Consider the following 18,413-nt stretch of genomic DNA (forward strand, 5'->3'; position numbering starts at 1 on the left):
CTCAATCAGCAGTCCGGTTTGTCGGCAGTGTAACGACGCGCCGGGTTTACCGCAGCACCAAACTCACGCAGGGCCTTGGCGCCAATCAGCAGTGGGTAGTTGAAACTGCTGCGGTCAGTAAGGTTGACCTCGACGGTGCGCTTGACGTCTCCCAGGCACATTTCCAGGTCGATCACCGGGCGCTTGGCCACGCTGGCTTCGTCCTTGTCATCATCTTCGTCGGCGCGGCTCTTGATCTTGCTGATGCGCGACACCTTGTGCTCATACACCTTGTTACCGGCGTCCTCACCGCCGAGGCGGAAGCGTACCCAATCATCGCCGTCGCGCTGAAAGGTTTCGATGTCACGCGCCGACAGCGAGGCGGTCAGCGCGCCGGTGTCCATCTTGGCCTTGAAGGTCTGGCCGATCTCCGGCAACTGGATGTATTCGTAGCGACCGTAAAGGGTCGGCTCGGCCGCCATGACAGGTACGGCAACCAGGGCAAACGCGGCAAGGAGTAATTTCACGGCAGGATTTCCTCGAAAGAAGTGGGCGGAGTCTAGACCGCAAACACAGCACTTAGTTGGATGACCGAGCATATCGCGCACAGTGTGAAACATTCGTGCGCGATTTTGCGATTTGGCCTCTAGACTCACCTTGCTTATCATGGCCCGCCCACAGAATTCCAAGAGTTGCTTATGCGCCGCCTGCTCACCGGCTGTCTGGTTACACTGCTGCTGTTACTCAACACGCTGATCCTGATCGGCCCCTTGATGGTCTTCGCCCTGCTCAAGCTGGTGGCGCCAGGGCGCTCGCGTGACTATGCCTCATGGGCGGTGATGTGGATCGCCGAGACCTGGGCCGAGATCGACAAGCTGATCTTCGCCGCGTGCATCCCCACCCAATGGGATATTCGCGGTGGCGAGGACCTGCGCGGCGATACCTCTTACCTGGTGATCAGCAACCACCAATCCTGGGTCGATATTCCCGCGCTGATCCAGGCATTGAACCGGCGCACGCCGTTCTTCAAGTTCTTCCTGAAAAAAGAACTGATCTGGGTGCCCTTTCTCGGCCTGGCCTGGTGGGCGTTGGATTACCCCTTCATGAAACGCTACACCAAGGCGTTCCTGGCCAAGCACCCGGAGCTGGCAGGGCAGGATCTGAAGATCACCAAGGAGGCCTGCGAGCTGTTCAAGCGCCAGCCGGTCACGGTGGTCAATTACCTGGAGGGCACGCGGTTCAACGAGGCCAAGCGCACGCAACAGGCTTCACCGTATAACCGGTTGCTCAAGCCCAAGGCGGGCGGTGTGGCCTTTGTGCTGGCGGCGATGGGCGAACAGTTGGACGCGATCCTCGACGTGACCGTGGTGTACCCGCAGCAAAAGATTCCGGGCTTCTGGGACTTGATCAGCGGCGCGGTGCCGAAGGTGATCGTGGATATCCGCACCCGCGAACTGGACCCGGCGTTGTGGCAAGGGGATTACGAGAATGATCCGGCGTTTCGCCAGACCGTCCAGAACTGGGTCAACCAGCTCTGGATGGAAAAGGATGCGCGCATCGAACAACTGCGCGAGGAGCCTCTTTAGCTGCCGGTGCCCCACGCCTGAGCCAATTTGCCCAGTACGGAGCTGTTGGCACCCTCGCCGCCCAGGTATTGCAAAATCACCGGGGCAAACTGGCCGACCATGCCGCTGTCCATGCCCAGGGCGCTGAAGGCGGTGTTCAAGTCATTGGTGCTTTTCACGTTACCCAGCAGGCCGTCCAGGCCGCTGGTCTTGCTGCCGCCGGTTTGGCCGAGCATCCCGCTCAAGGCACCGAGGCTGCCCAATGCGTTATTACCCGATAACTTGTCCAGCCCCGGCACAGTGCTACTCAACTGCGAGAAGTCGTTGCCACTGAGTTTGTTCTTGGCCAGACCCAGCATGGCACCCGTGCCGCCCACCGCTTGCTCGGGGGTGATGTTCAGTTGCGAGGTCAGGGCCGTCAGCAGGTCGGCCGTTTCCGACGTAGGCGCGGCGGCAGCGGCCTTGTTGTTGCCACCCTGCATGCCGGAAATGGCGTTGGCTGCATCGCCAAGGCTGAAACCTGCGGCGAACACCGGGCCGGCGGCCACGGTCAACAGGCAGGACAGGGCAAAACCGCGTGAAATCTTCATCGAAACAACCTCTGGGTATAGGGGTAAACGCAGGCGTTGGACTGGGTAACCCGTCGGTTGTTCCGGAGCCCCTCAGGAACCCATCGGGGATAAGCGGGTCCATGAACTGACTACAAAATTTGTCGAGAAGAGACTTATGACTGCGATCCAACCCCCAGTGATTGAGCACAAGCCTGCGTTCTGGAGCCGCCCTCGCCTGTTCATCGGCGCCTGCGTGGTGGTGGTTGCCGGTATCGGCGGCGCGCTCTACACCCAGGACAGCGTCAAATCCGCGGCAACGTTGGTGACCACGACCCAGCAGCCGGCCGCACAAATCATGGCCCACAAGGATTACCTGGAAGTAGAACCGATTGCCTCCACGGCGCCAGCACCAGACCAAAGCCTTGAACTCTGGGCGATTCCCAAAGACGGCACACCGGTGTCCCTTGGCCTGTTGCCCGAGGATGGCAAAGGCATCATTGGCCTGAACCCACGCCAACAGGAAACCATCAGCAAACCGGTGGAATTGATGGTGAGTTCGGAGACCAAGGGTGGCTCGGTGAGCAAGCAGCCAACAGGCCCGACCGTTTACCAGGGTGCATTGGCCACTCGCTGATCTCCCACATTGGCTCATCAGTGCCTTGAAAATTGGCTCCAGGCAACGAATAAGGGCGACCCGTGGGTCGCCCTTTTCATTTGGCCAATGCTTACGCGGCGCTGAACAATTTGTGCGGATCAATCACAAACTTCTTCGGCACACCCGCATCGAACTCGCCATACCCGCGTGGCGCGTCATCCAGGCTGATCACCTGCACGCCGACGATCTCGGCAATGTTGATACGGTCCCACATGATCGCCTGCATCAGTTGGCGATTGTACTTCATCACCGGCGTCTGCCCGGTGTGGAAGCTGTGGGATTTGGCCCAGCCCAGGCCAAAGCGAATGCTCAGGCTACCCATTTTCGCGGCGGCATCGACAGCACCTGGGTCTTCGGTCACATACAGGCCTGGGATACCGATCTTGCCCGCGACGCGCACCACGCCCATCAGCGAGTTGAGCACCGTGGCCGGGGCTTCGGCCTTGACGCCATCGTGGCCGTGGCCGCGTGCTTCAAAGCCTACGCAGTCAACGGCGCAATCCACTTCCGGCTCGCCGAGCAACGCGGCAATCTGTTCGTGCAGAGGGGTATCGGTGGACAGGTCGACCACTTCAAAACCCTGGGCCTTGGCGTGGGCCAGGCGGATTGAATTGACGTCGCCGATGATCACCACCGCGGCACCCAGCAAACGAGCGGAGGCCGCAGCCGCCAGACCCACCGGGCCGGCGCCGGCGATGTACACGGTGCTGCCTGGGCCAACACCGGCCGTGACGGCGCCGTGATAGCCGGTGGGCAGGATGTCGGAGAGGCAGGTCAGGTCACGGATTTTCTCCATGGCCTTGTCGCGGTCCGGCAGTTTCAGCAGGTTGAAGTCGGCATACGGCACCAGCACGTACTCGGCCTGGCCGCCGGTCCAGTCGCCCATGTCCACGTAGCCGTAGGCACCACCGGCCCGGGCCGGGTTGACGGTCAGGCAGACGCCGGTGTGTTGTTCCTTGCAGGAGCGGCAGCGGCCGCACGCCACGTTGAAGGGCACGGACACCAGGTCACCGATTTTCAGGTTCTCGACGTCGCTGCCCTTCTCGATCACTTCACCGGTGATTTCATGACCCAGCACCAGGCCGGTCTGGGCCGTGGTGCGGCCGCGCACCATGTGTTGGTCGGAGCCGCAGATGTTGGTGGAGACCACGCGCAGGATGACGCCGTGCTCAATCTTCCTGCCACGGGGGTCCTGCATTTTGGGATAGTCGATTTTCTGTACTTCGACCTTGCCGTTGCCGAGATACACGACACCACGATTACCAGACATGCTTTCACCTCGCTGTTGTTTTTATGGAACTGCGTTGCCGCTTGGATGGGCAGCGCGTTGAGTGCTCGGGTACAGATGCTGTTTCTTGTGTTGCTTGTAAGGGCCTCTTCGGGAGCAAGCCCCCTCCCACAGTTGATCGGGTTCCAACCTTGGAATGCTGTCGAATGTGGGAGCGGGCTTGCTCGCGAAGGCGTCAGTCAGAGCACCACCGTGCGATTGGCATTCAAGAACACCCGCCGCTCAATGTGATACCCCACCGCCCGCGCCAATGTGAGCCCTTCGATATCGCGGCCCTTGGCAATCAAGTCTTCGGGATAGTGGCTGTGATCTACCACCTCCACGCCTTGGGCGATGATCGGCCCTTCATCCAGATCGTTGTTGATGTAATGCGCCGTGGCGCCCACCAGTTTCACGCCCTTGTTGTACGCCTGGTGATACGGCTTGGCGCCCTTGAAGCCCGGCAGCAACGAGTGGTGAATGTTGATGGCCTTGCCGTCCAGCTTGCGGCACAACTCCGGTGACAGCACTTGCATGTAGCGCGCAAGGATCACCAATTCGGCGCCGGTGTCTTCAATCACCTGCCACACCTGACGCTCCTGGGACGGTTTGTCGTTGGGGTCCAGGGGGAAATGGTAGTAGGGAATCTGGTGCCAGTCGGCCAACGGTTTGAGATCAGGGTGGTTGGACACCACCGCGACCACATCCATCGACAACTGGCCGATGCGCTGGCGATACAGCAGGTCGTTCAGGCAGTGATCGGCCTTGGAGACCATGATCACCACTTTGGGCCGGTAGTTCGGCGCCGTCAGTTCGAAGATCATGCCAAACGCTTCGCCACGGGTCGCCAGACCTGCGCGAAAGGCTTGCTCGTCGAAACCGTCGGGCTGGCGGAACTCCACACGAATGAAAAACCGGCCAGAAAGGCGGTCATCGAACGAATGGTGCTCGGTGACGTAGCAGCCCTGCTCGAACAGGTAGCGGGTGACCGCGTCCACCGTGCCGAGCACGCTGGGGCAGTCGGCGGTCAAAATCCATGTATCGGGTGCGCGGCTCATAGGTCACTCCTCAGGCTGATCGTTCCCACGCTTTGCGTGGGAATGCCGCCATGGACGCTCTGCGTCCGCTTTTGGGACGCAGAGCGTCCCGGTATGCATTCCCACGCGGAGCGTGGGAATGATCATCATGCGACAACACTCAGGCCAAACTCGGCCGAGGCATCCTGCAACCACAACCACCAGTAATCCGAGAAGCTGCGACGGATCAGCAGTTCCCAGGTGTCCTCGCTGGTATGACGGATCACCAGTTGCGACTTGGCGAACACCGTACCCACGGCCTTGCCGACCGGGAAGTTGTTGGGGTGCACGTCGTAGCTGGTGGACTTCATCAGCACATCGCGCACATTCGGGCCGCTCAGTTCGAGAATCTGCTGGCCGCCGCTGACGTTGACGATCTGGATATGCAGGTCGCCCAGGGCAGCGCGCAGGTTTTGCTCGGCGGCAAATTCTTCACCGCTCGGCACGATCAACAGCCACTCATCCGGGCCGAGCCACTGCAGGCTGGTTTCACCCTTGAAGACCACGCTCAGGGGGCCGGGCAGTTCAATGCCGACGGCCTTGTGTACGCCAGCGGCGAAGGCGGCGTCATGGCCATCGCCACGGATGGTCAGGTGGCCGAGGAGTTTCTTTTCACGCACGGTCACGCCGGCATTCTTGCGGCCCTTGCCCACCAGGCTGGCGAGGTCGGCATGGTGCAGCGACGACTCGGCCTTGGCACCGGTGGTGGGGCGTTGTTGGTAAACATTGGCTGCTGTCATAAAGCACCTGTTCTGAATTCTGTTGATCGTTCCCACGCTCTGCGTGGGGATGCCACCATGGACGCTCTGCGTCCGCTCTTGGGGCGCAGAGCGCCCCGGAATGCATTCCCACGCGGAGCGTGGGAACGATCAGGTGTCAGATGTTCTGGCGATCGCCTTTCGGGTCAAAGAACACCGAAGACACAATCTCGGCCTCGATCACGCTGCCATCCGCTTGCGGCGAGAACACCCGCTCGCCGATGCGCTTCAAGCCGCCCTTCACCACACCCATGGCAAACGAATAGCCCAGGGAGTTATGTGCATAACTTGAGGTAACGTGACCCACCATCTTCATCGGGATCGTCTGCTTCGGATCGAACACCAACTGCGCGCCTTCCGGCAGCCACACATTCGGATCGATCGGCTTGAGTCCCACCAACTGCTTGCGCTCTTCACGCACGCAGTCTTCACGGTTCATCCCACGCCAGCCGATCCACGAGAACGGTTTGGTACGGCCGACGCACCAGCCCATGTTCAGGTCGTCCGGGGTCATCGAGCCGTCGGTGTCTTGCCCGACGATGATGAAGCCCTTCTCGGCGCGCAGTACGTGCATGGTCTCGGTGCCGTACGGGGTCAGGTTGTACTTTTTGCCGGCCTCGACGATTTTTTCCAGCACGCCCATGGCGTAGTCGGCCTGCACGTTGACTTCGTACGACAGCTCACCGGTAAACGAGATACGGAACACCCGCGCCGGCACGCCGCCCACCAGGCCTTCTTTCCAGGTCATGAACGGGAAGCCGTCCTTGTCCAGGTCGATGTCGGTGACTTCCGCCAGCAGCTTACGGCTGTTGGGGCCCGACAGGGTCATGGTTGCCCAATGGTCGGTGACCGAGGTGAAGTACACCTTGAGGTCCGGCCATTCGGTCTGCTGGTAGATTTCCAGCCACTGCAATACGCGGGCGGCGCCGCCAGTGGTGGTGGTCATCAGGAAGTGGTTGTCGGCCAGACAGGCCGTCACGCCGTCGTCGAAGACCATGCCATCTTCCTTGCACATCAGGCCGTAGCGCGCCTTGCCCACGTCGAGCTTGGTCCAGGCGTTGCTGTAGATACGGTTCAGGAACTCGCGGGCATCCGGGCCTTGAATGTCGATCTTGCCGAGGGTGGACGCGTCCAGCAGGCCGACGCTGTCACGCACCGCCAGGCATTCGCGCTTCACTGCGGCGTGCAGATCTTCACCGTTACGCGGGAAATACCACGGGCGTTTCCACTGGCCGACGTCTTCAAACTCGGCGCCGTTCTTCACGTGCCAGGCTTGCAGAGCGGTGTAGCGCACCGGTTCGAAAATGTGCCCACAGTGACGGCCCGCTACGGCGCCGAATGTCACCGGCGTGTAGTTGGGACGGAACATGGTGGTGCCCATCTGCGGGATGGTCACGTTCAGCGAACGGGCGGCGATGGCCAGGCCGTTGACGTTACCCAGCTTGCCCTGGTCGGTGCCGAAGCCCAGCGCGGTGTAGCGTTTGACGTGCTCCACCGACTCGAAACCTTCGCGGGTGGCCAGTTCGATGGCGGCGGCGGTCACGTCGTTTTGCAGGTCGACAAATTGCTTTGGCGCCCGTGCAGTGGCTTTTTCGTGGGGCACCTGGAACAGCGCCAGGGTTGGTTCTTCAAGACGGCTCAAGGCTTTTGGCAGCGTGCCTTCAACCGGGGCAAAACCGGCTTCGCTGGCCGCACGCACGCCACCTTCAAAGCCATCGGCGAGGGAATCGCCAAGGCCGTAGACACCGTTGATGCCGCCCACGCACACGCGTTTTTGTGGAGCTTCGCCCGGTACAAAACCGAGGATATCTTCACGCCAGGTCGGCTTGCCGCCCAGGTGCGAGGCCAGGTGCACCACCGGGCTGTAACCGCCGGAGCTGGCGACCAGGTCACAGTCCAGCCACTCGCCGGGGCTGGTGACTTTATGCGCCTTGACGTCGATGGCCGCCACGCGGGCACCGGTCACGTGCTTGCTGCCACGGGCTTCGATCACGGCGCTGCCGGTGAGGATGCGGATACCTTTGGCACGGGCTTCTTCCACCAGTGCACCGCGTGGGTTGTGGCGCGCATCGGCCACCGCGACAACGGTGAGGCCCGCATCGAACCAGTCCAGCGCTACGCGATAGGCATGGTCATTGTTGGTCGACAGCACCAGCTTTTTACCCGGTGCCACGCCATAACGACGCACGTAGGTAGAGATCGCACCTGCGAGCATATTGCCCGGCACATCGTTGTTGCCGTACACCAGCGGACGCTCGCACGCACCGGTGGCCAGCACCACACGCTTGGCACGTACGCGGTGGATACGCTGACGCACCACGCCAATCGGCGCACGGTCACCCAGGTGGTCGGTCAGGCGTTCGTGAATGGTCAGGAAGTTATGGTCGTGGTAGCCGTTGACGGTGGCGCGGGGCAGCAGCACCACGTCCGGCAGGGCTTTCAATTCGGCAATGACGCTGGCGACCCATTCAGTGGCAGGCTTGCCGTCGAGGCTTTCACGGGAATCGAGCAGCGAGCCACCAAATTCCTCTTGCTCGTCGGCGATGATCACACGGGCACCGCTGCGCGCCGCCGCCAGTGCCGCTGCCAGGCCGGATGGGCCTGCACCGACCACCAGCACATCGCAATGACGGTTGAAGTTGTCGTAGGTGTCCGGATCGTTCTCGGTGGGCGAACGGCCAAGGCCCGCCGCCTTGCGGATGTACTTCTCGTAGGTCATCCAGAACGATTGCGGGTACATGAAGGTTTTGTAGTAGAAGCCCGGCGGCATCAGCTTGCCGCCGACCTTGCCGAGAATGCCCATCATGTCGTTGTTCACGCTCGGCCAGCCGTTGGTGCTGGTGGCGACCAAGCCCTGGTACAGCGCCTGTTGGGTGGCGCGCACGTTGGGGATCTGCGTGGCTTCGGTGGCGCCGATCTGCAGCACCGCGTTCGGCTCTTCGGCGCCTGCGGCAAAGATGCCCCGTGGGCGCGAGTACTTGAAGCTGCGGCCAATGATATCGACGCCGTTGGCCAGCAGGGCTGCGGCCAGGGTGTCGCCTTCAAAGCCTTTGTAGCTCTGACCGTTGAACGTAAACGTCAGGACTTTATTACGGTCGATGCGGCCACCGTTGGACAGGCGATTGATCTGGCTCATACCTTCTCTCCAGAGGCCTTGGCGGTGAACTGAGGCTTCTCACCGATCTTGTAGGTTTCAAGAATTTCGTAGGTCACAGTGTCGCGGGTGGCGTTGAAATACTGGCGGCAACCGGCGGCATGGATCCACAGTTCGTGGTGCAGCCCGCGTGGGTTGTCGCGAAAGAACATGTAGTCGCCCCACTGCTCGTCGGTGCAGGCATTCGGGTCCAGCGGGCGCGGGATGTGCGCTTGGCCGGACGCATGGAATTCCTCTTCGGAGCGCAGTTCGCCACAGTGAGGACAGAAGATATGCAACATAGGGAATTTCTCCTGTTAGTGGGCGACGGCCGCAGCGCCGTGTTCGTCGATCAGCGCACCGTTGTGGAAACGGTCGATGGAAAAAGGTGCGGCCAACGGGTGCATTTCACCCTTGGCCAGGCTGGCGGCAAACACGTTGCCTGAGCCTGGGGTGGCCTTGAAACCACCGGTGCCCCAACCGCAGTTGAAGAACATGTTCGGCACTGGGGTCTTGGAAATGATCGGGCAGGCGTCCGGGGTGGTGTCGACGATGCCGCCCCACTGGCGGTTCATGCGCACCCGTGACAGCACCGGGAACATCTCGACGATGGCCTGGATGGTGTGCTCGATCACCGGGTACGAGCCGCGCTGGCCGTAGCCGTTGTAGCCATCGATACCCGCGCCGATCACCAGGTCGCCCTTGTCGGACTGGCTGATGTAGCCGTGCACGGCGTTGGACATGATCACGCTGTCGATAATCGGCTTGATCGGCTCCGACACCAGAGCTTGCAGCGGGTGGGATTCGATCGGCAGGCGAAAGCCCGCCAGCGAAGCCATGTGCCCGGAGTTACCGGCTGTGACCACACCGACGCGCTTGGCGCCGATAAAGCCCTTGTTGGTTTCCACACCGATGCACACGCCGTTTTCCTTGCGAAAACCGATCACTTCGGTCTGCTGGATCAGGTCCACGCCCAAGGCGTCGGCAGCGCGAGCAAAGCCCCAGGCCACGGCATCGTGACGGGCCACGCCGCCGCGCCGTTGCACGGTGGCACCGAGCACGGGGTAGCGGGTGTTCTTGGAGCAATCCAGGTACGGGATTTCGTCGGCCACTTGCTGGGCATTCAGCAGTTCGCCGTCTACGCCGTTGAGGCGGTTGGCGCTCACACGGCGCTCGGAATCACGGATGTCCTGCAGGGTGTGGCACAGGTTGTACACGCCGCGCTGGGAGAACATTACGTTGTAGTTCAGGTCCTGGGACAAACCTTCCCAGAGTTTCATGGCGTGTTCGTACAGGTGCGCCGACTCGTCCCACAGGTAGTTGGAACGCACGATGGTGGTGTTGCGCGCGGTGTTACCGCCGCCCAGCCAGCCTTTCTCGACCACCGCCACGTTGGTGATGCCGTGCTCCTTGGCCAAGTAATAGGCGGTCGCCAGACCATGCCCGCCGCCGCCGACGATCACTACGTCATAGACCTTTTTAGGGGTCGGCGTGCGCCACATCTTCTGCCAGTTTTCGTGATGGCTGAGGGAGTGCTTGAAGAGGCCGAAGCCTGAGTAGCGTTGCATAGTCATTACTCCAAAACCGCGCTCAGCGATAAACCGGGAAATCAGCGCACAGGGCAGACACGTGCTTGGCCACGTTGGCCTCGACATCGGCGTCACCGAGGTTGTCGAGGATGTCGCAGATCCAGCCGGCCAGCTCGACGCACTGCGGCACTTTGAAGCCACGGGTGGTCACCGCCGGGGTGCCGATGCGCAGGCCCGAGGTCACGAACGGCGACTGCGGGTCATTCGGCACCGCGTTCTTATTGACGGTGATGTGGGCGCGACCCAGGGCGGCGTCCGCCTCTTTGCCGGTGAGGCCCTGGCGGATCAGGCTGACCAGGAACAGGTGGTTGTCGGTGCCGCCGGAGACCACGTCGTAGCCACGCTTGATGAACACTTCGGCCATGGCCTGGGCGTTATCGATCACTTGCTGCTGGTAAGCCTTGAAGCCGGGCTCCAGCGCTTCCTTGAAGCACACGGCCTTGCCGGCGATGACGTGCATCAGCGGGCCGCCCTGGGCGCCGGGGAATACCGCAGCGTTGAGTTTCTTTTCGATTTCTTCGTTGGCCTTGGCCAGGATCAAGCCGCCCCGTGGACCGCGCAGGGTCTTGTGGGTGGTGGTGGTGACTACGTCGGCGTAAGGCAGCGGGTTCGGGTACAGGCCGGCGGCGACCAGGCCGGCAACGTGGGCCATGTCGACGAACAACAGCGCGCCTACTTTGTCGGCGATCTGACGAAAGCGTGGGAAATCCAGGGTCTTGGAGTAGGCCGAAAAACCCGCCACGACCATCTTCGGCTTATGCTCGACCGCCAGGCGCTCGACTTCGTCGTAGTCGATCAGGCCGGTGTCGGTGTTGATGCCGTATTGCACTGCGTTGTACAGCTTGCCCGAGGACGACACTTTGGCGCCGTGGGTCAGGTGACCGCCGTGGGCCAGGCTCATGCCCAGAATGGTGTCGCCGGCATTGATCAGCGCCAGGTACACGGCACTGTTGGCCGAGGAACCGGAGTGCGGTTGCACGTTGGCGTAATCGGCGCCGAACAGCTGCTTGGCGCGTTCGATGGCCAGGGCTTCGACCTTGTCCACATGCTCGCAGCCACCGTAGTAGCGCTTGCCCGGGTAGCCTTCGGCGTATTTGTTGGTGAGGCCGCTGCCTTGAGCTTCCATCACGCGCTTGCTGGTGTAGTTCTCCGACGCGATCAGCTCGATATGATCTTCCTGGCGCTGCTCCTCGGCATTCATCGCCGCCAGCAGTGCGTCGTCATATCCCTGGATCTGGTCTTGTTTGCTGAACATCGCGTCTCTCCCAGCCTTTCGTATTGTTGAGGCCCGTGCAGGGCCCTTTGATGCGATGGTAGGGCTGGCGCGTGCGGGCCAAATGCCTGCGCACGCCACGCAAAGGTGCGTTTACGACATGACTGAACGAATGATATTGGCAGGCCTCACAATTTGTAGGAGCGAGCTTGCTCGCGAAAAACTCATAGGCGCAGTGTTTATTCAGTAAGCACGCGTAATCGTTGACGTTTTTCGCGAGCAAGCTCGCTCCTACAGGCGGGTTAGGCGATGAGCGTGCGAAGGAGCAGCAGCAGGAGGAAGTGCAGCGGATAAAGGGCATAGGCCCAGCGGCGCATTGGCGGGGGCGCAACGCTGCGGGCATGTCGCAATAAGACCCACCCAGCCACGGGCGCAATCAGACATGCCGCCAACCCCAGCTGCGCCACGAGCGTGCCGCTATTGAGCAGAATCTGCCATTGATTGGCAGCAACACAAACCAAGCCTGGAAGCACACTGAAATACCAAGGGCGACTGAACACCAGCAACATCGCCAAGGGCAGCAACACGCCGAAAAAGCCGAACATCAGATGTGTCGCAAACACCGCCGCGATACTGAGTGCTATCAGCGCTAATCCTCGATCAAAAAGCGCCTGTTGCTGCCAACCTCGGGCAACCAGCAAGCCCAGCGCCAGGGTCGGCAACACGTTCAAGGTATCGACATCCTCGATAAATAGCCGATACGGCACCTCGCTGATCACGCTGAACAGCAGCAACCAACCCAGGTAGCGCCAATGGCCGGTCACCGGAGCATTGCGGACCCGATGCAAATTGGCCGCAATCGCCAGGCAAAACCACGGAAACGCCAAGCGCCCCGGCACGTATAGCCCATCCAGGCTCAGCCCCACATAGCGCAGGTGATCGAGCACCATGCTCAACAGCGCCAGCCACTTGAGCAGATCCAAAGCGCCATCTCGGACAGGTCCGACAGGCAGGGTTTGAGTACCGTGCATAATTCCCCAACGACTTTGCATTTACAGTGCGTGCGCGCCCCCGGCAATCTTGGGTAAAGTGCGCACCAACATCGACCACAGGAACGGGCCATGACCGACAAGAGCCAACAATTCGCCAGTGACAACTATTCCGGCATCTGCCCGGAAGCCTGGGCCGCCATGGAACAAGCCAACCAGGGCCATCAGCGCGCCTACGGCGATGATGAATGGACCCACCGCGCCGCCGACGGTTTCCGCAATCTGTTCGAGACCGACTGCGAGGTGTTCTTCGCTTTCAACGGTACGGCCGCCAACTCCCTGGCGCTGTCCTCGTTGTGCCAGAGCTACCATAGCGTGATTTGCTCGGAAACCGCCCACGTCGAGACCGACGAATGCGGCGCGCCGGAGTTTTTCTCCAACGGTTCCAAACTGCTGGTTGCCCGCACCGAAAACGGCAAGCTGACCCCGGAGTCGATCCGCGAAATCGCCCTCAAGCGCCAGGACATCCACTACCCCAAGCCTCGCGTGGTCACCCTGACCCAAGCCACCGAAGTCGGCAGCGTGTATACCCCCGAAGAAATCCGCGCCATCAGCGCCACCTGCAAGGAACTGGGCCTGAACCTGCACATGGACGGCGCACGCTTCGCCAATGCCTGTGCATTCCTGGGTTGCTCACCGGCCGACCTGACCTGGAAAGCCGGCGTGGACGTGCTGTGCTTTGGCGGCACCAAAAACGGCATGGCGGTGGGTGAAGCCATCCTGTTCTTCAATCACAAACTGGCTGAAGACTTTGATTACCGCTGCAAACAGGCCGGTCAATTGGCGTCGAAAATGCGCTTTCTCTCGGCGCCATGGGTGGGCCTGCTGGAAAATGGCGCCTGGCTCAAGCATGCACGCCACGCCAACCATTGCGCGCAATTGCTGAGCAGCCTGGTGGCGGATATTCCCGGCGTGGAATTGATGTTCCCGGTACAGGCCAACGGCGTGTTCCTGCAACTCTCTGAACCCGCGATTGCAGCGCTGACCGCCAAGGGCTGGCGCTTCTACACCTTCATCGGCAAAGGCGGTGCGCGCTTCATGTGTGCGTGGGATACCGAGGAAGAGCGTGTAAGGGAACTGGCCGCCGATATTCGGGAAGTCATGAACGCTTAACGTACGAATTCGGCCAGTCCGTACTGGCCGATCGCCGAGACTGTTTTTTGATATTTCTGACAGCAATACGGCTCGTTTTTATTGTCTAGCCTCTTGTTACCCGCAAGGAAAACGCAGCGATATCTGCCACCTTTCGGGTTTCACTGCCGGCCGAATAATCGGCGGCAAAGGTAAATCAATGGAGAGCTTAATCATGGAATATCAAAGCAATAGCAACACATTGCAAAGCGGCGGCAGCAGTAGCACCACGGTCATTGACTGGGATGAGTTCAGGAAACACGCCAAAATCGGGGATACCATTCAAGAGCCATCGCAAACCCTGACCATCTACGACAAAGTCTACGAACTGACAACCTCAGGCCAGCACTTTGTTGTTCATATCTACGCCCAATAAGCGTTAACACCTAAGGCTCGCGTCGCAGACTGCGACGCGACGCTGAAGAAGTTGCTCGTTCCCACGCTGCTCGTTCCCACGCTCCGCGTGGGAATGCCTCCCCGGACGCTCCGCGTCCACCCGAACTCAAGGATGAACACGTGGGTAGAAGCCGCTATGTCATCACCGAACCCGAAAAACCACACTTCCTTACCTGCACTGTCATGGAATGGCTCCCCCTCTTCACCCGCAACTATCTGGTGGACCATCTTCTGGATTGCTGGCGATATCAACAAAGCAACCACGCATTAAACTTGTTTGGTTACGTCATCCTGGAAAATCACTTGCACTTTATTGCTCAAGCGCCCGATCTGGGAAAGTGCGTCAGCCAATTCAAATCCTTCACCGCTCGCACCATCATTGACGACCTGCAAAGCAAAGGCGCGGAGCGGGTATTGCAGCGCCTGCGTTTCTGCAAGCGTGCACACAAGACAGATCGTGTTTATCAACTGTGGCAGGAAGGCTCACATGCGCAATTGATCTACAGCGAGGCTGTCATGCGCCAGAAGCTTGATTACATCCATCACAACCCCATAAAGCGAGGCTATGTGGACCTGGCTGAACACTGGCGTTACTCCAGCGCTCGCAACTATGCGGGTATGCCTGGCCTGATCGACATCCAACCGTGGCTCTGAAGATCCGGGTCACCCTTCACTTGCGACGGGACGCGGAGCGTCCTGGGCGGCGTTCCCACGCTGAGCGTGGGAACGATCAGATCAGAATTCGATGCGTACATCACCCTTCGGCACACTGCAGCACGACAGGATGTAGCCTTCGGCTTCGTCCTCTTCGGTAATCCCGCCGTTGTGCTCCATCTCCACTTCGCCGCCCAGCTTCATCACCTTGCATGTACCGCAGATGCCCATGCCGCAGGCCTTGGGGATCAGCAGGCCGAGCTTGGCGGCTGCGGCGTGCACGGTTTCCCCCGGCGCCACGCGAATGCTCTTGCCGGACGCGATAAATTCCACTTGATGCAGGTCCGCCAGGTCGATCTCCGGCGCATCCGCCGCTTGCTCGGCCTGCTCCACCGCATCGGCACGGGCTTCCGGTGGCGTCGCGCCAAAGGATTCTTCGTGATAACGGGTCATGTCGAAACCGGCGACTTCCAGCAAACGCTTCACTGCGTTCATGTACGGCGTAGGGCCGCAGCAGAACACTTCGCGCTCCAGGAAGTCCGGCACCATCAGCTCCAGCATCTTGTGGTTCAGATAACCGCGATACCCGGCCCAGGGTTCGCCCAGGCCGTGTTTTTCGCAGATCAGGTGCAGGCTGAAGTTGTCGATCCGCGACGCCATGTGCTCCAGCTCGCGGTGATAGATGATGTCCTTGGGCGAGCGGGCGCTGTGGATAAAGGTCATGTCGACGTTGGCGTTGGTATCGTAGAACCAGCGCGCCATGGACATCACCGGCGTGATCCCAACCCCACCGCTGAGGTACAGCACTTTAGGGCTTGGGAAGTCGATGGCATTGAACAGCCCGACCGGGCCGTGTACGGCCAACTCCTGGCCTTCGTGCAAGGTGTCGTGCAGCCAGTTGGAAACCCGGCCGCCCGGTACGCGCTTGATGGTCACCGAAAAACTGTAAGGCACCGACGGTGAGCTGGAAATGGTGTACGAGCGCATGATCGGCTGGCCTTCGATTTCCAGCTCAAGGGTGACGAATTGCCCCGGCTTGAAAAAGAACAGGATCGGCTGGTCAGCCATAAAGCAGAAGGTGCGCACATCCCAGGTTTCCTGGATGACTTTGACGCAACGGACGATGTGCCGACCATTGGCCCAGGTCTGGGTGGTTACCGGATTCAGGAAATTATTGGACATGTTGTTCTCCACCGCCGACGTCGGCCTTATGGTGGCGATTCTGCGTAACGCGAGAACCACCCATTTACCTATCTGCGACATTCACATACTTACGGCGACCAGCCCCCAAAGACAGGGGCTTGCGCGTCGGGATCAGATTGGGCCATGTCGCCCATGGATAAGGTCCGACGTGACGCCGGGCCCACACTCGCTCCCAACAAAGACGCGTTCTTTACGCCTTGCACAGCACCAACCGTAGCCACTATTCGCCGGCCACACAGAATGGCCATGAGGACACACACGATGGACGTCACCGCAACCTTAAGCTTGGGCGATCCGCTGGAACCCGCACGCAAGGCCACCGCGCAAATGCTGCAAGAGCGCGAGCGCACTTTTTCGCTGCCGCAGCCGTTTTACTCTGATGAGCGGCTGTTCGATATCGACATGCAGGAGATCTTCCAGAAAGAGTGGTTGATCGCCGGCATGACCTGCGAAATCCCCACCAAGGGCAACTACCTCACCCTGCAAGTGGGCAAGAACCCGATCATCGTGATCCGGGGTGCCGACGGCGTGGTGCATGCGTTCCACAACGTCTGCCGCCATCGTGGCTCGCGCTTGTGCACCAGCGACAAGGGCAAGGTCGCCAAATTGGTCTGCCACTACCACCAGTGGACCTACGAGCTGGACGGCCGCCTGCTGTTCGCCGGCACCGAGATGGGCGCCGATTTCGACATGAAGCAGTACGGCCTCAAGCCGGTGAACGTAAAGACCGCTGGCGGCTACATCTTTATCAGCCTGGCCGAAAACCCACCGGCCATCGATGACTTCCTGTCGACGCTCAGCCATTACATGGAACCCTACGACATGGAGAACACCAAGGTGGCGATCCAGACCACCTTGTTCGAAAAAGCCAACTGGAAGCTGGTGCTGGAAAACAACCGCGAGTGCTACCACTGCAACGCGTCACACCCCGAACTGCTGAAAACCCTGCTGGAGTGGGACGACGTCACCGACCCACGCGCCGACCAAGCGTTCAAGGACCACGTGGCCGCTTCTGCCGCCGCCTGGGATGCCGAAAAAATCCCTTACGCCCACGCCAGCTTCGGCCTGCGTAACCGCATCGTGCGCATGCCGCTGCTCAAGGGCACCGTGTCGATGACCCTGGATGGCAAGCAAGGCTGCGCCAAGCTGATGGGCCGCATCAAGAACCCGGATCTGGGCTCGATGCGCATCCTGCACCTGCCCCACTCCTGGAACCACTGCATGGGCGACCACATCATTGTGTTCACCGTGTGGCCCATCAGCGCCCAGGAAACCATGGTCACCACCAAGTGGATCGTGCACAAGGACGCCGTGGAAGGCGTGGACTACGACGTGGAGCGCATGCGCCAGGTGTGGGACGCCACCAACGACCAGGACCGTCGCCTGGCCGAAGAGAACCAGCGTGGCATCAACTCCACCGCTTACCAGCCTGGCCCTTACTCCAAGACCTATGAGTTTGGCGTGGTGAATTTTGTGGATTGGTACAGCGAGCGCATGTTGAGCAACCTGGGCGCTGCTCCGGCGCCGTACCTCAAAGGTGTGGCAGCACACGAATAACTGACACCTATGGATCACACTGTAGGAGCGAGCTTGCTCGCGAAAAACTCACAGGCACCGTGTTTATCCAGGAAGCACGCGTTATCGTTGACGTTTTTCGCGAGCAAGAACTAGGCGTCCCCCTCGCTCCTACAAGCCGTTAGCGCCCTGCCCTACAGCCTTTACCCAACAACTTATCCACAAAGCCACCCACAGCAATTGTGGGCAAGTACGCCGTGCACGCAAATTAAATCAAGAAAATCCGTGACTTATTTAAACTTGCGGGTTTTATCTTAAGCTGTTCATTTATTGATCAAACCTACAAGAGCCTTGTTTGGCGTGGCTTTCAGCGGTAAGCGAACACCTTATCCACAGATGCACCAACAGACTTTGGGGGCAACTTTGTCCGGGTTGTGGAAAAGCCTGGGAAACCCTCATAAATCGGGGATGTGCCGCAGTTAAAAACGCGAAAAAGTTAGATTTGATCAATTATTAACCAATCCTGCGAAAGCCACGTTTCATAAGGCCTGTAGCGGATAGCGAACATCTTATCCACAAAAGCGCCAACAGACTTTGGGGGCAAGTCGAGGCATTGAGCCGATGAAAACCCGAGCAAAAACCGAGAGTTAGGCTGGTTAGTTTTCGTACAAAGGGCTGG

Annotated in this window: 17 protein-coding genes; 6 read left to right on the forward strand and 11 right to left on the reverse strand. The window is 60.2% G+C overall.

Features of this window, described 5'->3' with window-relative positions:
• Window positions 1-5: 5 nt before the first annotated feature.
• The gene (rloA2, locus tag ACWHXD_RS28750; RefSeq protein WP_014720226.1) at window positions 6-506 is read right to left on the reverse strand and encodes a retropepsin-like aspartic peptidase RloA2; all 501 of its coding nucleotides are present in this window, start codon (window positions 504-506) and stop codon (window positions 6-8) included.
• Between the two features lie 171 nt (window positions 507-677).
• On the opposite strand from rloA2, the gene yihG reads away from it, so the two are divergent.
• Window positions 678-1,565, forward strand: coding sequence for a 1-acylglycerol-3-phosphate O-acyltransferase, YihG family (gene yihG, locus ACWHXD_RS28755; protein ID WP_032894964.1), 888 nt, complete (start codon window positions 678-680; stop codon window positions 1,563-1,565).
• Here the strand turns inward: yihG and ACWHXD_RS28760 are convergent.
• Complete coding sequence (locus tag ACWHXD_RS28760) at window positions 1,562-2,134, reverse strand: DUF2780 domain-containing protein (protein ID WP_098950167.1); 573 nt, start codon at window positions 2,132-2,134, stop codon at window positions 1,562-1,564. The genes yihG and ACWHXD_RS28760 overlap by 4 nt on opposite strands.
• Window positions 2,135-2,270: 136 nt before the next feature.
• Between ACWHXD_RS28760 and ACWHXD_RS28765 the strand changes: the two genes are divergently transcribed.
• Window positions 2,271-2,729 carry an anti-sigma factor domain-containing protein gene (locus ACWHXD_RS28765; protein ID WP_019817428.1) on the forward strand — a complete coding sequence of 153 codons (459 nt, stop codon included), beginning with the start codon at window positions 2,271-2,273 and terminating at the stop codon, window positions 2,727-2,729.
• A gap of 91 nt (window positions 2,730-2,820) precedes the next feature.
• Here ACWHXD_RS28765 and fdhA read toward each other — a convergent pair whose 3' ends face one another.
• The 8 genes from fdhA to ACWHXD_RS28805 form a co-directional block, all read right to left on the reverse strand.
• Window positions 2,821-4,020 carry a formaldehyde dehydrogenase, glutathione-independent gene (gene fdhA / locus ACWHXD_RS28770; RefSeq protein ID WP_014720230.1) on the reverse strand — a complete coding sequence of 400 codons (1,200 nt, stop codon included), beginning with the start codon at window positions 4,018-4,020 and terminating at the stop codon, window positions 2,821-2,823.
• A 197-nt stretch (window positions 4,021-4,217) separates the two neighbouring features.
• Window positions 4,218-5,075, reverse strand: coding sequence for a formyltetrahydrofolate deformylase (gene purU, locus ACWHXD_RS28775; protein ID WP_014720231.1), 858 nt, complete (start codon window positions 5,073-5,075; stop codon window positions 4,218-4,220).
• 125 nt (window positions 5,076-5,200) lie between these two features.
• Window positions 5,201-5,833: a sarcosine oxidase subunit gamma gene (locus tag ACWHXD_RS28780; protein ID WP_138762866.1), complete on the reverse strand. Its 633-nt coding sequence runs from the start codon at window positions 5,831-5,833 to the stop codon at window positions 5,201-5,203.
• Between the two features lie 136 nt (window positions 5,834-5,969).
• Window positions 5,970-8,987 carry a sarcosine oxidase subunit alpha gene (locus tag ACWHXD_RS28785; RefSeq protein ID WP_138762867.1) on the reverse strand — a complete coding sequence of 1,006 codons (3,018 nt, stop codon included), beginning with the start codon at window positions 8,985-8,987 and terminating at the stop codon, window positions 5,970-5,972.
• On the reverse strand, window positions 8,984-9,286 hold the full coding sequence (locus tag ACWHXD_RS28790) for a sarcosine oxidase subunit delta (RefSeq protein WP_003194855.1): 303 nt from the start codon (window positions 9,284-9,286) through the stop codon (window positions 8,984-8,986). The genes ACWHXD_RS28785 and ACWHXD_RS28790 overlap by 4 nt, the downstream gene beginning before the upstream one ends.
• Before the next feature lie 15 nt (window positions 9,287-9,301).
• Window positions 9,302-10,552 carry a sarcosine oxidase subunit beta gene (locus ACWHXD_RS28795; protein WP_003176546.1) on the reverse strand — a complete coding sequence of 417 codons (1,251 nt, stop codon included), beginning with the start codon at window positions 10,550-10,552 and terminating at the stop codon, window positions 9,302-9,304.
• Between the two features lie 22 nt (window positions 10,553-10,574).
• Window positions 10,575-11,828 carry a serine hydroxymethyltransferase gene (gene glyA, locus ACWHXD_RS28800; protein WP_003194857.1) on the reverse strand — a complete coding sequence of 418 codons (1,254 nt, stop codon included), beginning with the start codon at window positions 11,826-11,828 and terminating at the stop codon, window positions 10,575-10,577.
• A gap of 260 nt (window positions 11,829-12,088) precedes the next feature.
• Complete coding sequence (locus ACWHXD_RS28805; protein WP_138762868.1) at window positions 12,089-12,817, reverse strand: TraX family protein; 729 nt, start codon at window positions 12,815-12,817, stop codon at window positions 12,089-12,091.
• Between the two features lie 90 nt (window positions 12,818-12,907).
• Between ACWHXD_RS28805 and ACWHXD_RS28810 the strand changes: the two genes are divergently transcribed.
• From ACWHXD_RS28810 to ACWHXD_RS28820, 3 genes are all read left to right on the forward strand, one after another.
• Window positions 12,908-13,948 carry a threonine aldolase family protein gene (locus ACWHXD_RS28810; RefSeq protein ID WP_032894950.1) on the forward strand — a complete coding sequence of 347 codons (1,041 nt, stop codon included), beginning with the start codon at window positions 12,908-12,910 and terminating at the stop codon, window positions 13,946-13,948.
• A gap of 193 nt (window positions 13,949-14,141) precedes the next feature.
• Window positions 14,142-14,342, forward strand: a complete 201-nt coding sequence (locus ACWHXD_RS28815; protein ID WP_138762869.1) for a hypothetical protein — start codon at window positions 14,142-14,144, stop codon at window positions 14,340-14,342.
• Between the two features lie 140 nt (window positions 14,343-14,482).
• On the forward strand, window positions 14,483-15,016 hold the full coding sequence (locus ACWHXD_RS28820) for an REP-associated tyrosine transposase (protein WP_138762870.1): 534 nt from the start codon (window positions 14,483-14,485) through the stop codon (window positions 15,014-15,016).
• A gap of 81 nt (window positions 15,017-15,097) precedes the next feature.
• Here the strand turns inward: ACWHXD_RS28820 and gbcB are convergent, their stop codons facing one another.
• Window positions 15,098-16,198 (reverse strand): glycine betaine monooxygenase reductase subunit, encoded by a 1,101-nt coding sequence (gbcB, locus tag ACWHXD_RS28825; RefSeq protein ID WP_014720237.1) that lies wholly within the window; start codon window positions 16,196-16,198, stop codon window positions 15,098-15,100.
• A 282-nt stretch (window positions 16,199-16,480) separates the two neighbouring features.
• Here gbcB and gbca point away from each other — a divergent pair, with 282 nt between their 5' ends.
• Window positions 16,481-17,776 carry a glycine betaine monooxygenase oxygenase subunit gene (gene gbca / locus ACWHXD_RS28830; protein WP_032894948.1) on the forward strand — a complete coding sequence of 432 codons (1,296 nt, stop codon included), beginning with the start codon at window positions 16,481-16,483 and terminating at the stop codon, window positions 17,774-17,776.
• Window positions 17,777-18,413: the final 637 nt, after the last annotated feature.

The sequence above is a fragment of the Pseudomonas fjordensis genome (assembly GCF_976987115.1).

What these genes read in the sequence shown, in the direction of transcription:
- ACWHXD_RS28790 (WP_003194855.1), bottom strand. Translation starts at nt 9,286, where the DNA reads ATGTTGCATATCTTCTGTCCTCACTGTGGCGAACTGCGCTCCGAAGAG.
- fdhA (WP_014720230.1), bottom strand. Translation starts at nt 4,020, where the DNA reads ATGTCTGGTAATCGTGGTGTCGTGTATCTCGGCAACGGCAAGGTCGAA.
- ACWHXD_RS28810 (WP_032894950.1), top strand. Translation starts at nt 12,908, where the DNA reads ATGACCGACAAGAGCCAACAATTCGCCAGTGACAACTATTCCGGCATC.
- gbca (WP_032894948.1), top strand. Translation starts at nt 16,481, where the DNA reads ATGGACGTCACCGCAACCTTAAGCTTGGGCGATCCGCTGGAACCCGCA.
- yihG (WP_032894964.1), top strand. Translation starts at nt 678, where the DNA reads ATGCGCCGCCTGCTCACCGGCTGTCTGGTTACACTGCTGCTGTTACTC.
- ACWHXD_RS28780 (WP_138762866.1), bottom strand. Translation starts at nt 5,833, where the DNA reads ATGACAGCAGCCAATGTTTACCAACAACGCCCCACCACCGGTGCCAAG.
- purU (WP_014720231.1), bottom strand. Translation starts at nt 5,075, where the DNA reads ATGAGCCGCGCACCCGATACATGGATTTTGACCGCCGACTGCCCCAGC.
- ACWHXD_RS28765 (WP_019817428.1), top strand. Translation starts at nt 2,271, where the DNA reads ATGACTGCGATCCAACCCCCAGTGATTGAGCACAAGCCTGCGTTCTGG.
- ACWHXD_RS28805 (WP_138762868.1), bottom strand. Translation starts at nt 12,817, where the DNA reads ATGCACGGTACTCAAACCCTGCCTGTCGGACCTGTCCGAGATGGCGCT.
- ACWHXD_RS28760 (WP_098950167.1), bottom strand. Translation starts at nt 2,134, where the DNA reads ATGAAGATTTCACGCGGTTTTGCCCTGTCCTGCCTGTTGACCGTGGCC.
- ACWHXD_RS28785 (WP_138762867.1), bottom strand. Translation starts at nt 8,987, where the DNA reads ATGAGCCAGATCAATCGCCTGTCCAACGGTGGCCGCATCGACCGTAAT.
- gbcB (WP_014720237.1), bottom strand. Translation starts at nt 16,198, where the DNA reads ATGTCCAATAATTTCCTGAATCCGGTAACCACCCAGACCTGGGCCAAT.
- ACWHXD_RS28795 (WP_003176546.1), bottom strand. Translation starts at nt 10,552, where the DNA reads ATGCAACGCTACTCAGGCTTCGGCCTCTTCAAGCACTCCCTCAGCCAT.
- ACWHXD_RS28815 (WP_138762869.1), top strand. Translation starts at nt 14,142, where the DNA reads ATGGAATATCAAAGCAATAGCAACACATTGCAAAGCGGCGGCAGCAGT.
- glyA (WP_003194857.1), bottom strand. Translation starts at nt 11,828, where the DNA reads ATGTTCAGCAAACAAGACCAGATCCAGGGATATGACGACGCACTGCTG.